Here is a 13971-nt window from a genome sequence, read left to right as displayed (position 1 = left end):
CCATTACATCCTGAAAACGCCGAACTGCGGCCGGTTGGCGATCGGCGCATTCAGCGTCGCGGCAAAGGCGAGGCCCAGCACATCGCGGGTCTGCGCGGGATCGATGATGCCATCGTCCCACAACCGCGCCGTGGCATAATAGGGATTGCCCTCATGCTCATATTTCTCGCGGATCGGCGTCTTGAAGGCCTCGGCTTCCTCCGGGGTCCATTTCTTGGCGTCGCGATGGACGGTCGCCAGAACCGACGCGGCCTGCTCGCCGCCCATCACCGAAATGCGCGCATTGGGCCAGGTGAAGAGGAAGCGCGGCTGATAGGCGCGGCCGCACATGCCGTAATTGCCCGCGCCGAAACTGCCGCCGATCAGCACCGTGATCTTGGGCACCTGCGCCGTCGCCACCGCCGTCACCAGCTTCGCACCATGTTTGGCGATGCCCTCCGCCTCATATTTGCCGCCGACCATGAAGCCGGAGATATTCTGGAGGAACAGCAGCGGAATGCGCCGCTGGCAGGCCAGTTCGATGAAATGCGCGCCCTTGACCGCGCTTTCGCTGAACAGCACGCCGTTATTGGCGAGGATCGCGACCGGCATCCCCCAGATATGCGCGAAACCACAGACGAGCGTGGTGCCATAGAGCGCCTTGAACTCATGAAACTCGCTGCCGTCGACGATGCGCGCGATCACCTCGCGCACGTCATAGGGTGCGCGCACATCCCGCGGAATGATGCCGTAAAGGTCCTGCGGATCATATTTGGGCGGCTTCGCCTCGCGCAGATTGACGTCGGGCGTCAGGTCCGGCTGAAGCGTCGAGACGATATCCCGCACGATCGAAAGCGCATGATCGTCATCTTCCGCGACATGGTCGACCACGCCCGACTTGCGCCCATGCAGGTCGCCGCCGCCCAGATCCTCGGCGGAAATCACTTCCCCGGTCGCCGCCTGCACCAGCGGCGGCCCGGCAAGGAAGATCGTGCCCTGATTGCGCACGATCACCGTCTCGTCCGACATGGCGGGCACATAGGCGCCGCCCGCCGTGCAGCTTCCCATGACGCAGGCGATCTGCGGAACGCCTTGCGCGGACAGATTGGCCTGATTGTAGAAGATGCGCCCGAAATGCTCACGATCGGGAAACACCTCCGCCTGGTTGGGCAGGTTCGCACCGCCAGAGTCCACCAGATAAACGCAGGGCAGCCGGTTTTCGAGCGCGATCTCCTGCGCGCGCAGATGCTTTTTGACGCTGACCGGATAATAGGTCCCGCCCTTCACCGTCGCGTCGTTGCAAGCGATCATCACCTGCCGTCCCGACACCTGGCCGATGCCCGCGATGATCCCCGCGCCAGGCACTTCATTATGGTAGAGGCCGTTGGCGGCAAGCTGGCCGATCTCCAGAAACGGACTGCCCGGATCGAGCAACCGCTCCACCCGGTCGCGGGGCAGCAGCTTGCCGCGTGCGCTATGCTTGGCGCGCGCGCTTTCCGATCCGCCCTGCGCCGCTGTCGCGACCTTCTCCCGCAATTCCACCGCCAGCGCGCGGTTGTGCGCGGCATTGGCGCGGAAGCCCTCTCCTTCCGGAGAAAGCTTCGTATCCAGTACCGCCCCGCTCATGCGCCGATCAACTCGCGGCCGATCAGCATCCGCCGAATCTCGTTGGTGCCGGCCCCAATATCCAGCAGCTTGGCGTCGCGCATATAGCGCTCCACCGGCCAATCCTTGGTATAGCCAGCGCCGCCCAATGCCTGCACCGCCTCCAGCGCCGTCTTCATCGCATTTTCCGACGCCAGCAGGATCGCGCCCGCCGCATCGAAGCGCGTCGTCCGGCCCGCGTCGCACGCCCTGGCGACCGCATAGACATAGGCCCGTGCCGAATTCAGCGCGACATACATGTCGGCGATCTTGGCCTGCATGAGCTGGAACGCGCCGATCGGCTTGCCGAACTGCTTGCGTTCGCGAACATAAGGCAGCACGACGTCGAGGCAAGCCTGCATGATGCCGAGCTGGATGCCCGACAGCACGGTTCGCTCATAGTCGAGGCCCGACATCAGGACGCCGACGCCGCCGTTCAGCGGGCCCATGATATTCTCCTCGGGAACCTCGCAATCCTCGAACACCAGTTCCGAGGTCGGCGATCCGCGCATGCCGACTTTCGCGATCTTCTGCCCGATGGAAAAGCCCTTCATCCCCTTCTCGACCAGGAAGGTGGTGATGCCCTTCGCCCCTTCCCCCGTCTTGGCGTAGACCACCAGAGTGTCCGCGTAAGGCGCGTTGGTGATCCAGAATTTCGTGCCGTTGAGGATATAACGGTCGCCCTTCTTCTCGGCCTTCAGCTTCATCGACACGACATCGGACCCGGCGCCCGCTTCCGACATGGCGAGCGAGCCGACATGCTCGCCGGAAATCAGTTTGGGCAGATATCTGGCCTTCTGCGCCTCATTGCCCCAGCGGCGGATCTGGTTGACGCAGAGATTGGAGTGCGCGCCGTAGGACAAGCCGATGGAGGCCGAGGCGCGCGCCACCTCCTCCTGCGCCACGACATGTTCCAGATAGCCCAGGCCCAGGCCGCCAAATTCCTCCTCCACGGTGACGCCGTGCAGCCCCAGTTCGCCCATGGCCGGCCACAATTCCTCGCGCGGGAACCAGTCCTTCTCGTCGATCTCGGCCGCCAGCGGCGCGATCCTGTCGGTGGAAAAACGCCATGCGCTTTCCCGGATCATGTCGGCATTGTCGCCCAGCGCGAAGTCGAAATCAGTCATGGAAGCTCTCCTGTCGGGGCCTTTTCTAGCTTGCCCCTTCCCCAAGGAAAAATTGAACTTTCACTAACAACATCATTAACGCTATCTATGCACGGGGCCAACGCCTCTTACGGCGGTTCATATCCGGCCCCAGGGAATTTCATGCTCGACCGCTATCTTCTGCGCTATTTCCTCGCCGTCGTCGACCAAGGCAATTTCTCGCGCGCGGCAAGCCATTGCAACGTGTCGCAACCCACGCTGTCGGTCGGCATCGCGAAGCTGGAACGGACGCTGGGCATGCCCCTGTTCGTGCGGTCCAACCAACGGGTGGAACTGACCGATGGCGGCACCCGCTTCCTCTCCCATGCGCGGCGGATCGAGCGGGAATTCAACCTCGCCATGCAATCCATGGGCATGGCCGAGACGCTTACCTCCCTGCGGATCGGCATCCTCTCCAGCATTGCTGGTGAAATCGTCGCGGCCTCCGTCGCACGGACGCGTCCGGAGCGGCAGCACCGGTTCGAACTGCTGTTCGGCAGCGAGCGGGAATTGACCGGCCATCTCGCCAAGGGACGGATCGACGTCGCATTGACACTGGTGGGACGCGGCGGCGACCGCTTCCTGGAGTTGCCGGTCCACACGGAAGGCTATGCGCTGGCGATGGCTGCCGACCATCCGCTCGCGCAAGACGGTGAGATCGGCGCGGACCGCCTGGCCAATGAGGTGATGATCGTGCGGCGCCATTGCGAGGCGCTGTCGGACACCAGCCGCTTCTTCACGGAGCGCGGCGTACGACCGCACTTCGCGCTGCGTTCGACCAATGACGAACGCGTGCTGCAAATGGTGGGCGCCGGCCTGGGGATCACGGTCATGCCGCAAAGCTACCGGGCGCAGGACGTGGTGCGCCCCAGGCTGAGCGGTTTCGACCTGACCCGCACTTTGGGTTGGGCGGCGACACAGGACGCGGAACACATGCTGCGCGCATCGCCGCCGGTGATGGCGGAAATCGCCAGGCAGTTGGTCGGCAGGGGCTAGTGTGGTGGATTTGAAATACGCCTCATCATAGCGGCCAGGTGGAAGGAAAGCGGGGCACCAGCCTTCCACCGCCATGCCGTGAAAGAGGACGCGTTTCCTGCCTCAGGCCGCGATCAGATTGACCGCATTGGGTTTGGCGGGCGGAAGGCCGCCAGCCTTCGCCTGCGCCAGCAGCGCCTCCTTGCGGGCAAGCATCTGGTCGCGCAGCGCGACCAGATCGACGTCGGTCTTGCGACATTGGGCGAACATGCCCTGGGATGGCATTTCCTCCTCATGGACGTGATGCTTGATCTCTTCCGACAGCACTTTCACCTTCGCATCATAATAATCGTCATCGGGTGAACCTGCCTCGATGTCGTTGACCAGCACCTTTGCGCCGTCATGTTCGACCTGGGCTTCGTCGAGCGTGTCATCTTCTATCTTGCCGCGGAAAGCGGGATAGAAAATCTCCTCCTCGATCAGGGTATGGATCTTGAGTTCGGTACAGATTTGCAGGGCCAGGGCTTGCTTCCGGCTGGCGGCGCCCGCTTTTTCGAACTGCTCGAACAACGTCTCGACCTTGCGGTGATCGGCCTTGAGCAATGCGATCGCGTCGGTGAACTGGGTCGTTGCCATGCTACTCTCCTCGGAGTTTACCTGGCGAAACTAAGCGTCAAACAGGCTGGTCGGTTCCCCGCAAACGATTCGCAGTACGACGAGCGGAGGCCCTGTCTGATGCAGATCAATCCAGCGTTGCACCCACCGCGGCGAGCGATCCCCATCGCCGCCAAACACCGCGTTCAAAGATGCAGGTTGAAACTCAGCAGGGCGCGGGCATCGTGACGCATTTCCCCATCCGCGGCCAGTCCCAGATCGCGCATGGGCCGTTGCAGCGAGGCCAGGGAAAATCGCCAGTCGGCCTGCCCGCTGCGGGAACCCGAACCCCAGGTGAAGGAAAGTTGGGGGCCATGTCCGGTCGCGGGCGCGCCGCCCAGCGCCTCGGCCATGCGCGTCAGGTCGTCCTGTCGCCTGGAGCGCGCGACGGACATATAATCCAGCATAAGGCCCGCATCCTTGCCAAGGGACAGGCCGCCGCCCACGCGTGCAATACCCGTCGCCAGCCTGTGCGGCGTCACCTCCAGCACGGACAGTCGACGGGCCATGCGCGCATATTCCCCCTCCATGACCAAGGCGACGCCGGGCAGAATCGGCCATGAAGCACTGGCACCGAGGAATTTGAGCGTCCAATGATCGATCGCATAGGGTGTGTCGGAGTGCAGCGCGCCATTGAACGCCCGGCCCGCCGACAGCGTGACGTCCACAGGTCCGATGCCTTGCTCCCTCGTCCAGATCTTCCTGTTGGCAAGATCGAAACGGTCCGTGACGTTGAGGCCGTTATCCCATGGCAGTCCCGCCGGATCAGCGGAAGGCGCGTCCGATCTGGCGAGACGATCCCCCATTTGCGCGACCAGAATGCTGGCGGGCCAAGGGTCGCCGTCCAGTCTGGCGAGCGCCGACGCTGGCCATGACAATGGGATCGATGCGAGAATAATGGCCGATAAGAAGGGTAGATGCCGTGTCATCGCCGAACCTCCCCGTTCCATCAAAAGACGACACCGGAAAGCACAACCGCAGTCGACGAGCGCAAAAGAGTTGCCTCCCCCTATCGGCCATGACCGGAGTGGTTCATTGTGGTGCGGTTCAAATCATGAGAGTTTGACCCGGTTCGACAGCGGAGCGGGAAGAACGGGTCCGGATGCACAGCCTCCTCCATCACCGTCGGCTGCGCGTCGCCGTGCAATGCTGCATAGGGCTGGCTCTGCTGCTGCTCTTCCTGCGCCAGATCGACATGGGCGCAGCCGCCTCCATCCTGCTGCGCGCGGCGATGCCGCCACTCGTCTTCGCGCTCTTCGCCTTCGCGCTGGATTTCCTGTTACGGGCCGTCCGCTTCTGGATGTTGCTGGAGGCGGTGGCGGGCCGGAAACTTCCCCTGCGGGCCGTCCCCGCGCCCTTCATCGCCAGCTTCGGCATCAGCGACCTGCTGCCGCTGCGGGCCGGGGACGTGTTCCGCCTTGCCTGGTTCCAGCGTCAAATGGACCTGCGCACCGGCAGCGTTCTGGGTGCGATGCTGATCGAACGTTTCTATGATCTCGCCGCCCTGCTGTTGCTGGGGGTGGCGCTGGCCGCTCTGCATTTGCCCGCCGCTGGCGGCGCCGCGTTGATCGTCGCCGCGCTGGCCGGCATGATCGGCGCGCCCCTTGTCCTGAGCCGACTTCCAGCCCCTCCTCCGGCCGCCCCTCGTCCCGCCACCACGCCGGGCAGGACCCTCAGGGGCCGGATCGCCCGTGCCGTTCGCGACATGCTGGCGACCTTTGCCATCCTGCGCTCCCCGCAACGAGTCCTGATGCTGAGCGCCCTCTCGATCCTCTGCTGGTTGCTGGAGGCGATGCTGTTCCTCGGCGCCTGGAACAGCCTGGGCGGTCCGCTGGCACAGTGGCAGCCGCCCATGGCCGCCTTCACCGCCAGCACGCTCGGCACGCTGGTTCCCGGTCTCCCCGGCCATTTCGGCACGTTCGAACTGTTCGGGCTGGCGGCGTTCACGCGCAACGGCATCGCCGCCGATCATGCCGCCGCCGTGCTGCTGCTCGCCCATCTCCTGCTCTGGGCACCGACCGCCCTTTTCGCGATCCTCTGGCTGCCCTTTTCAGGAAAGACGGCGAAGCAGCCCGATGGCCTGCTGCCGCAGGGGTGACCGGTGCGCCGAGGCGCCCGATACCGGCCGGTGCGCCCGATAGCCGTCATAGCTTTCCGCCAGCATCGCCGCATTGGACCAGCGCGGCTTCCATCCCATCGCCAGCAGCGGCGCGACGTCGAAATGGCAGTCGCGATGATAGGTCCGATATTGCCATGGCACCAGCGGTGACAGACGGAGCGCGTGCAGCATCCCCAGCGCCATCATCGCCGGCATCACCGGCAGGCCGACGATCCGCGACCGGCTTCCCGCATGATCGATCAACCCCTCCAGATCCTGCCGCAACGTGCCGAATTCGTCGGTCCCGACATTATAGGTCCCGCTTCGCTCCAGCGACAAGGCGAGCAGGATGAAATCCACCAGATCGTCGACATGGACGAACTGCATCCGGTTGCCGCCATCGCCGATGACGGGCAGCCGTCGATGCTCCGCAATCCAGTCGAACAGGATCTGGTAGATGCCCAGCCGCCCCTCCCCCAGCGTCGCTCGTGGCCGGATGGTGATGAGCGGCACGCCCGCCGCCTCGCACAGCCGGGCCATCAGCCTTTCGGCCATGAGTTTCGAACGACCATAGCCTTCCAGCGGTTGAGGGATCATATTGGCGGTGATCGGCCCATCGGGCGGCAGGCCGTAGACCGACGTGCTGCTCAGATGGACGATGGCATCGACCCCGGCGCGGATCGCTTCCTCCCCCATGACGCGGCTGCCCTCGACATTGACGGCCTGATAACGGCGTCCGGCATCGGACTGCGCCACCAGTGCGGCATAATGGTGCAGCACGTTCACGCCCCGCAGCGCGTCGGCCATCGCGGCGCGGTCGCAAATGCTCGCCTGCCGGAACTCGACGCCCCGCGGCAGCGTGGAATCGCGCAGCAGGTCGACCACACGCACCCGTTCGCCCCGTTCCCACAGCCGCCGCGCCATCCGCGCGCCGATGAAGCCGCAGCCGCCCGTCACCAGATGCAGGGTCATGCAAATCTCCGCTCGATGGCATGCAGCGCGTTGCGATGCGCGATGGCCATCACGCTGCCTTGCGGGTTGGCGATGGTCGGCCCGCACATCAGCGAGGCATCGGCGATGCGCAGGCCATGGGCATCGTGAATCCGTCCCCATGAATCCGTCGCGCCCAACCGCCTGTCCTCGCCCATCGGACAGGAGGCGAAGACATGCACCGATGTCAGCATGGCGGCCTTGCGCGACAGGCGAGCGGGCAGCGACGCAAGTTCCGCCGCCGAATACAGCAGCCCGAACCCCGGCAGGCAGGGCTGCACCGCCTGCGCCCCCGCAGCGAAAAGGGCGCGGACAAGATGCTTCAGCCCATCGTAAAGCTGGTCCAATTCGATATCGTGATGACGGACCGACACCAGCGGATCGCGGCTCCCCGGCAGGGCCCGCACCCGGCCATGGCCCGTGCCGTTCTGCACATAATAAAGCCCCATCCGGTCGGCATCGGCGCCGATCCGCGCCCGCATGGCTGGGTTCGCTGCCAGCGCCAGCGCCAGCATCGCGGGGGAACTGATCGAGCAGCCGATGCCGAATCGCGGCTCGAACATCTTGATCTGGTGGACCGGATCGGGATCGCCGGGCCGGTTGACCGGCGCGTCGAACAAGGCGACGGCCTTCAGCATCGGGTGGAAACGCAGGCTGTTGCCGATATTGTGCCTGAAGCCCGAGCGGCGCAGCAAAGCGGGCGTCTGCACCGCTCCGCAGGCGACGAACAGCGTATCGGCGACGATCGTGACCATAGGCCCCGACCGATGGAGCACCGCCACTTCCCAGCGCCCATTGATGCGCCGGATGCGCTGCGCCCGCATGTCCGCGATCAATCGCCCGCCCGCCCGGCGAAAACGGGGCACGAAGGTCGCGCTCATCGACTGCTTGCGCCCAGCTTCATAATCGTAGAGCCGGTGCGCAGCGACGGCATCCCAGCCCAGCCTGACCGCGCCATCCCCCAACCGCTGCGACAGGGGCGGCGGCGTGCCCGGAAAGGCGGCGATCCGCGCCGTCGCCTCGCACGCCTCGAAATGGGGGGCAAGTTCGTCCGGGGTCAGGGCATCGACACGATGACTCGCCACCCATTGTTCCAGCACATGGGGCGGGGTGCGGTGATAGAGGCCGCGATTGACCTCGCTGCCCCCGCCGACGCAGCGCCCCTCGACATAGGTGACGGACGGATGGCCGAAGGCCATGGTGACGCCCGCATTGCGATATTTATGCAGGATCTCCTCGCCCGAAAAATGCGCCATGGCGTCCAGCGGCAGGTCGGGTCCTTCCTCGATCAGCAGGGTGGAATAGCCCGCTTCCGCACACAGCGTCGCGGTGACGGAGCCGCCCGGTCCCGATCCGATCACCGCCACATCGGCGCGTATCCTGTCCTTGACCGGCTCAGTCATGCCAGAGGCTCACCAAGACCAGGCTGACATAGAAGCGGATCAGCATCCGCGCAGGCCCGGTTTCCCACGCCTCCATCTGGGCGCGGCGCTGGCGTGGAGGCAGGCGATGGAAAAGCCGCCCGCGCCGGGGCACGGCCCACAGATCGAAGAACAACGTCGCGGCACGCAATGGCGGGCGCAGATAGACGGGCATCGCCGCGAAGCTCGCCAGCACGAAATCGCGCGCGCCCTGCACCGATCCGGTCGCGCACCGCTCCCGTTCGGCAACGGTGGCGGCCAGTGCGCCGACGGTGGCGGCGAAGTCAGGCAGCATGGCGGAAGATCGGTTCGTCATAGTGACGGAAATCCCGTCCCCGGATCAACGCCCTCACCCCCGCCCGCCTTGCGGCTTCGCCATCCCGATCGTCACGGTCGCCGATCATCAACGTGCGCGCGGGATCGGCGCGGGCCGCCGCCATCAGCCAGCGCAGCCCGGCCGGATCGGGCTTCAGGCGTCCGACATCCTCGGCCGCGACGGTGAACCGCGCCGACAGGCCCAGCGCCGCCAGCTTCGCCTCCACCCGATAATCGCTGTGGACGGCCACCGCACAGCTCACCGAAAGGCGCGCGAACAAGGCTTCCACCCCTTCGACGCGAAAGCGACGGAGCAAAGGCAAGGGCCGTTCCTCCATCCACTCCCGCACCACCGCCCGGACCGTCTCGGGATCACGGCCGGGAAGCCGGTATTGCTCCTGCGCGAAATCCTGCGCGGTCGTATCGGCCAGCGCCTCCCGGCGGCGGCGATAGGCGCCCAGCATGCGCGCCACCGCCATGGATCGGCTCTGGATGCTCTCCCTCGCCAGCATGACCGCCATCCGCCTTCGCAGGGGCGGCTGATCGTAGAGCGTGCCGTCCATGTCGAACACGACCAGGTCGAAGCGATCCCAGTCGATCATGGCCGCACATGAACGAAGCTGGGCGTCGAAAGATAATTGAGGAACGGCATGTCGACGAAGGTCAGGATGGCCAGCGACGCCGCCACCGCGAAGCTCGCCGCCATCAGCCGGCGCGAACGGAACAGCCGCTCCGGCCGTGCCGCCACCGACCCCGGCAGCATGGCCAACCAGAAATAGCTGGCGAACAGGATCGCGATGAAGGGGAGCGCGAAAATATATTCCTGCCGGTATTTGATCAGGAACACCGCCAGGAAGAAAGCGGACAGCATGGCGTAGAGCAGGCAGGACACCGCCAGATTTTCCGCCGTGTAACGGCCGAAGGACCGGCGGTAGCGCGGCAGCAGATCGGCGCCTCCATCGGCCGTGATGTCGCGATATTCCGCCAGCCGCTTCGCCGCCATCAGGAAGGCGCCGCCCATCCAGTAGGCGAACAGCAGGCTGCTGGGCGGCATGGTGACAGGGTCGATCATCGTCCAGCCCAGCATCAGCCGGATCGGGTTGTTGATGCTCTCGCTCACCACGTCCAGATAGACCCGGTCCTTGGTCCGCACCGGCTGGACATTGTAGATCAGTCCCGACAGCACGAAGGCGGCGGCGGTCCAGGCGAACAGCGGCCCCAATTGCACCGCCAGACCCAGGCCGATGCCCACCAGCAGCAGATATTCGCAATAGATGAGCGGCGCCGACAGGCTGCGATGCACCGCCGTACGCGCCGATTTCAGCGGGTGATAGGCATCGAATTCCCGGTCCAGCCATTCGTTGATGACATAGTTGGCCGAGGCGATGGCAATGGCGCTGAGCAGGCCGAGCAGGATGGTGACCAACATGACGGCATGATCGGGCGCGGTCGCGGGATGGCGCAGCACATGGGCCAGGACGATGCCCGGCAGGATGAACACATGCTTCGTCATATGATCGAGCCGGGCGATGGCGACATAGTCGCGCAACCGGCCGCGGGCGGGCATCGCCTGGACAGGGACGAGGCGGGCCGTGAAACCGTCGATGCTCATGATGCGCTCTCCCTGGGGCCGTAGATGGCGCCGTCCGTGCGGCGGGCGATGAGGCGAAGGTCGAGGCGGCGGACCAGTTCGGCCTCTCCCGCCATGTAGAAGCGCCAGTCGACGCCGTTCAGGAACACGATATAGGCCTTGCCCCCCGCCAGTGCCTTGCGGGCGTCCGCCAGTTGCGCGGCATAGGGGAAATCCGGGTCCTCCCGTCCCGTGCGCAACAGGATATGGGCCGGGATATTTCGCGCGGGACGGCGCAGGACATAGCCGATCGCGTCCGGCCCGTTACTGTAGAGGATGGCATCGCGAGGCAGTTGTCCCAACGCCGCCAGCGTGGGCGAGCGCGTCCATTGCAGGGATGCGAAGCCCAGCCCCTGCCTATAGGCCTGATGCACCCGGTCGGCGGTGCGCAGCATATGGCTCACCCCCATGAAGAGGGCGAGGCCCACCAGCGCGCCATGCAGCTTGCGGACGCCTCCGGTCTGCACCGACAGTCGCGCCAGCACGATGGTCATCGCCATGACGCTGGTGCAGTAGACCGGATAGGCATAGCGGCTGTTGAGGTGCAGATTGGCCTCGATCGAGGTCGCAAGCACGATGAAGCCCAGATAAGTGAAGAAGAACAGGCCCAGCGGCACCGCCAGCACGGACGGGTCGGGCTTTCCTTCGCGCGATAAAGCACGCCTGCCGTGTTTCCAGAGCAATGTCAGGCTGGCCGCCAGCGCCATCAGGAACAGGGCGGCGCGCGGGCCGAAAGGCACTTCGTCGGGCACGATCCAGGCCGTGAGCGCGCTGAAACTGGTCAACCAGTCCCCTGCGGTCATATTGCCCAGCCATTCCAGCGGGCGACCCGTCGACCGGCCGATCAGCCATTCGCTGATCCCGGCCCAACCGAGGAAAAGAAGGGCGGAGGGCAGCGCCACATAGGCCACATCCGCCACCCGCCGCCCCAGGGGACGACGCGGGTCGATCAGGAGGAACAAGGCGATCGCGGCCCCCAGAGGCGGCCCGGTGAAGCGCACCAGAGAGGCAAACCCGACGCCGCATCCCACCCCCAGCAACCAAGGCCGGTCGCCCGACCGTATATAATTCAGCAACGCCCACATGCTCGCCAGGATCATGGTCAGGAACAACGGCTCCGACATGGCCAGCGCATGCAGGGCCACCGTCTGCGGCGCGATCACCACCAGCGCCGTGCCCAGCGCGGCATAGCTCGCCCGCCCGCTCGCTTCCCGAAGCACGGTCCAGGTGAGAAACGCGTTGATCGCGCAGAGGGCGAGGCCGATACCCCATGCCCCCGCCGCAATGTCTATCCCGGTCGCGGCCACCAGATGCAGCAGCGCGGGATAAAGCGGCGCATCCCAGGGCCGCGCCGCCAGCCCCATATAGCGGGTGCTGTCGGGGTAAATGCCGATGCCATGATGGGTCGACAGGGTGAACAACAATATGGCGATCAACGGAAAACCGATGGCGCCGAACCGGTCCAGGACCGGCGTCGGCATGGCGGCGGACAGCGCTTCCTGGGGCCTGAACTGGAACATTCACCGATCCTTCGCAAAGGGTCGGCTCAGCACCCGCCGGGCATTCTCGATCACGAAGCGAAGCGCGCTGTCGGCGATACCCCGGTCGAAAATCTCGTCCAGCCCGTCGACCAACTGATCGATCTCCGCCCGCGTCACGATGAAGGGGGGCATGAAGTGCAGGATGTCCCGCGCGCCCGGCTGGAAATGGACGATGACATTGTGCCGATCGTACAACTGCCGCGCGACCGCCCCGATCAGCACGGTCTGATAGGTGAGGAAGATGGGATTGTTCGACACGTCGATCAGCTTGGCGACCAGATCCTCCCGGAAGTTGAGCCGGATCGCGCGGAACAGTCCCCTGCCCCGCACGTCGATCAGCGTGCGCGGATAGCGCGCCTTCAGCGCCTCCAGCCGCCCTTCCAGATAGCGGCCCATTTCCGCCGCATTGTCGATCAGCCCGTCGTCATACAGGGTGTTGAGCGTCTCGATCGCCACCGCGCAGCTCTCGCCCAGACCGCTGAAGGTCGAACTGTGCAGGTTGCAATCGTTGCGATTGCCATAGGCCCGCTCGAACAGCGCCCGCGACGTCACCATCGCCCCCATGGCGCATTTGCCCCCACCCAGCGTCTTGGCGAGCGTCACCATGTCGGGCACGACATTTTCGTGCATGAAGGCGCAGAAACGGCCTGTGCGGCCCGTGCCTACCTTCACCTCGTCGAAGATCGAGAGGATGTCATTTTCGCGGCAAAGCTGCGCGAAGGCGGCCAGATAGCCGGGCGGCGGCACCTCGCACGCCGTACCCCGGATCGGCTCGATGATCGCGGCGATGATGCTGTTCCCGCCGTTCCCCATCGCTTCGGCCGCCACCGCCGCGCGCATCGCGTCGATATCGCCATAGGGCACGTAGACGACATGCTCCCTGGGCACACCGAGCAGGAAACCCTGCTGCACGTCGGTCGCCGTCGTCAACGCCAGCGCGCCATGGGTCTTGCCGTGAAAGGCGCCGCGCATGCAGAGGAATTTATGCTTGCCCTTGGGCGTCTGGATACGCTCGGCCAGCTTCATCGCCGCCTCGTTCGCCTCCGCGCCCGATGTGGTGAAGAAACTGGTGTCGAGCGGATCGGGCAGGATCTGCGCCAGATTATGGGCCAGTGCCGCCTGCAACTTGCTGGGTGACAATTTCGCGCAGTCGATCACCCGCCGCTCGTGGCAGGTGCGCTCGGCGGCAATGATGCGCGGATGATTATGGCCCAGTCCCACCACGCCCATGCCGGTCGAAAAGTCCAGCACACGGCGCCCGTCGGTCAGGTGCAGCGTCGTCCCCTCCGCCGCCTGCACGTCCATCCGGTCGAGACCCAATATGCCGAATATCTGGAGCATGTGGCGATTGACATGATCGGCATAGAGCCGGTTCGCCCGCCCCATGTCGAGCGCCAGCGCCTCGTCCAGCGACAGCAGTTGCGGTTTCACCATGAAGGACGGCGACGGAAGCTCTTCCCGGATCTGCGTCGCCATCTCGATTCTGCCTCAGCCGTTTTGAATGCGGACAGAATAGGGGACGGCGCGCAGCCACCGGAATCCATGGAATTATATACGTCGAAGGAACCGGGGCCTAACC

Annotated in this window: 13 protein-coding genes; 2 read left to right on the top strand and 11 right to left on the bottom strand. The window is 65.2% G+C overall.

The annotated features are described in order from the left end of the window. Positions 1–3 precede the first annotated feature (3 nt). Positions 4–1605 (bottom strand): carboxyl transferase domain-containing protein, encoded by a 1602-nt coding sequence (locus YP76_RS19170; RefSeq protein ID WP_046765181.1) that lies wholly within the window; start codon positions 1603–1605, stop codon positions 4–6. After that, entirely contained in the window at positions 1602–2750 is a 1149-nt protein-coding gene (locus YP76_RS19165) for an isovaleryl-CoA dehydrogenase (RefSeq protein ID WP_046765180.1), read from the bottom strand. The genes YP76_RS19170 and YP76_RS19165 overlap by 4 nt, the downstream gene beginning before the upstream one ends. Before the next feature lie 141 nt (positions 2751–2891). On the opposite strand from YP76_RS19165, the gene YP76_RS19160 reads away from it, so the two are divergent. After that, positions 2892–3764, top strand: coding sequence for a LysR family transcriptional regulator (locus tag YP76_RS19160; protein ID WP_046765179.1), 873 nt, complete (start codon positions 2892–2894; stop codon positions 3762–3764). A gap of 102 nt (positions 3765–3866) precedes the next feature. Here the strand turns inward: YP76_RS19160 and YP76_RS19155 are convergent, their stop codons facing one another. Together YP76_RS19155 and YP76_RS26750 are read right to left on the bottom strand one after the other, a co-directional pair. Then, a complete protein-coding gene (locus tag YP76_RS19155) occupies positions 3867–4379 on the bottom strand; it encodes a hemerythrin domain-containing protein (RefSeq protein ID WP_046765178.1) in 513 nt (170 codons plus the stop codon). 164 nt (positions 4380–4543) lie between these two features. Further along, positions 4544–5326: a hypothetical protein gene (locus YP76_RS26750; protein WP_157035835.1), complete on the bottom strand. Its 783-nt coding sequence runs from the start codon at positions 5324–5326 to the stop codon at positions 4544–4546. A gap of 173 nt (positions 5327–5499) precedes the next feature. Here YP76_RS26750 and YP76_RS19145 point away from each other — a divergent pair, with 173 nt between their 5' ends. Then, positions 5500–6495 carry a lysylphosphatidylglycerol synthase transmembrane domain-containing protein gene (locus YP76_RS19145; RefSeq protein WP_046765176.1) on the top strand — a complete coding sequence of 332 codons (996 nt, stop codon included), beginning with the start codon at positions 5500–5502 and terminating at the stop codon, positions 6493–6495. On the opposite strand, the gene YP76_RS19140 is transcribed toward YP76_RS19145, so the two are convergent. Genes YP76_RS19140 through YP76_RS19110 form a run of 7 tightly spaced genes read right to left on the bottom strand, consistent with a single transcriptional unit; the run spans position 6448 to position 13868 of the window. Beyond that, the gene (locus YP76_RS19140) at positions 6448–7467 is read right to left on the bottom strand and encodes an NAD-dependent epimerase/dehydratase family protein (protein ID WP_046765175.1); all 1020 of its coding nucleotides are present in this window, start codon (positions 7465–7467) and stop codon (positions 6448–6450) included. The genes YP76_RS19145 and YP76_RS19140 overlap by 48 nt on opposite strands. Beyond that, positions 7464–8888 carry a GMC family oxidoreductase gene (locus tag YP76_RS19135; RefSeq protein WP_046765174.1) on the bottom strand — a complete coding sequence of 475 codons (1425 nt, stop codon included), beginning with the start codon at positions 8886–8888 and terminating at the stop codon, positions 7464–7466. The genes YP76_RS19140 and YP76_RS19135 overlap by 4 nt, the downstream gene beginning before the upstream one ends. Then, complete coding sequence (locus tag YP76_RS26745) at positions 8881–9201, bottom strand: hypothetical protein (protein ID WP_052757496.1); 321 nt, start codon at positions 9199–9201, stop codon at positions 8881–8883. The genes YP76_RS19135 and YP76_RS26745 overlap by 8 nt, the downstream gene beginning before the upstream one ends. Beyond that, complete coding sequence (locus tag YP76_RS19125) at positions 9191–9823, bottom strand: HAD family hydrolase (protein WP_046765173.1); 633 nt, start codon at positions 9821–9823, stop codon at positions 9191–9193. The genes YP76_RS26745 and YP76_RS19125 overlap by 11 nt, the downstream gene beginning before the upstream one ends. Continuing rightward, positions 9820–10833, bottom strand: a complete 1014-nt coding sequence (locus YP76_RS19120; RefSeq protein WP_052757495.1) for a UbiA family prenyltransferase — start codon at positions 10831–10833, stop codon at positions 9820–9822. The genes YP76_RS19125 and YP76_RS19120 overlap by 4 nt, the downstream gene beginning before the upstream one ends. Next, positions 10830–12371, bottom strand: coding sequence for a glycosyltransferase family 39 protein (locus tag YP76_RS19115; protein ID WP_046765172.1), 1542 nt, complete (start codon positions 12369–12371; stop codon positions 10830–10832). The genes YP76_RS19120 and YP76_RS19115 overlap by 4 nt, the downstream gene beginning before the upstream one ends. Continuing rightward, on the bottom strand, positions 12372–13868 hold the full coding sequence (locus tag YP76_RS19110) for an aspartate aminotransferase family protein (RefSeq protein WP_046765171.1): 1497 nt from the start codon (positions 13866–13868) through the stop codon (positions 12372–12374). Positions 13869–13971 lie beyond the last annotated feature (103 nt).

Source organism: Sphingobium chungbukense (assembly GCF_001005725.1).
Taxonomy (GTDB): domain Bacteria; phylum Pseudomonadota; class Alphaproteobacteria; order Sphingomonadales; family Sphingomonadaceae; genus Sphingobium; species Sphingobium chungbukense.
The sequence above is the reverse complement of the archived record's forward strand: the minus strand, read 5'-3'. Positions and strand labels throughout refer to the sequence as shown.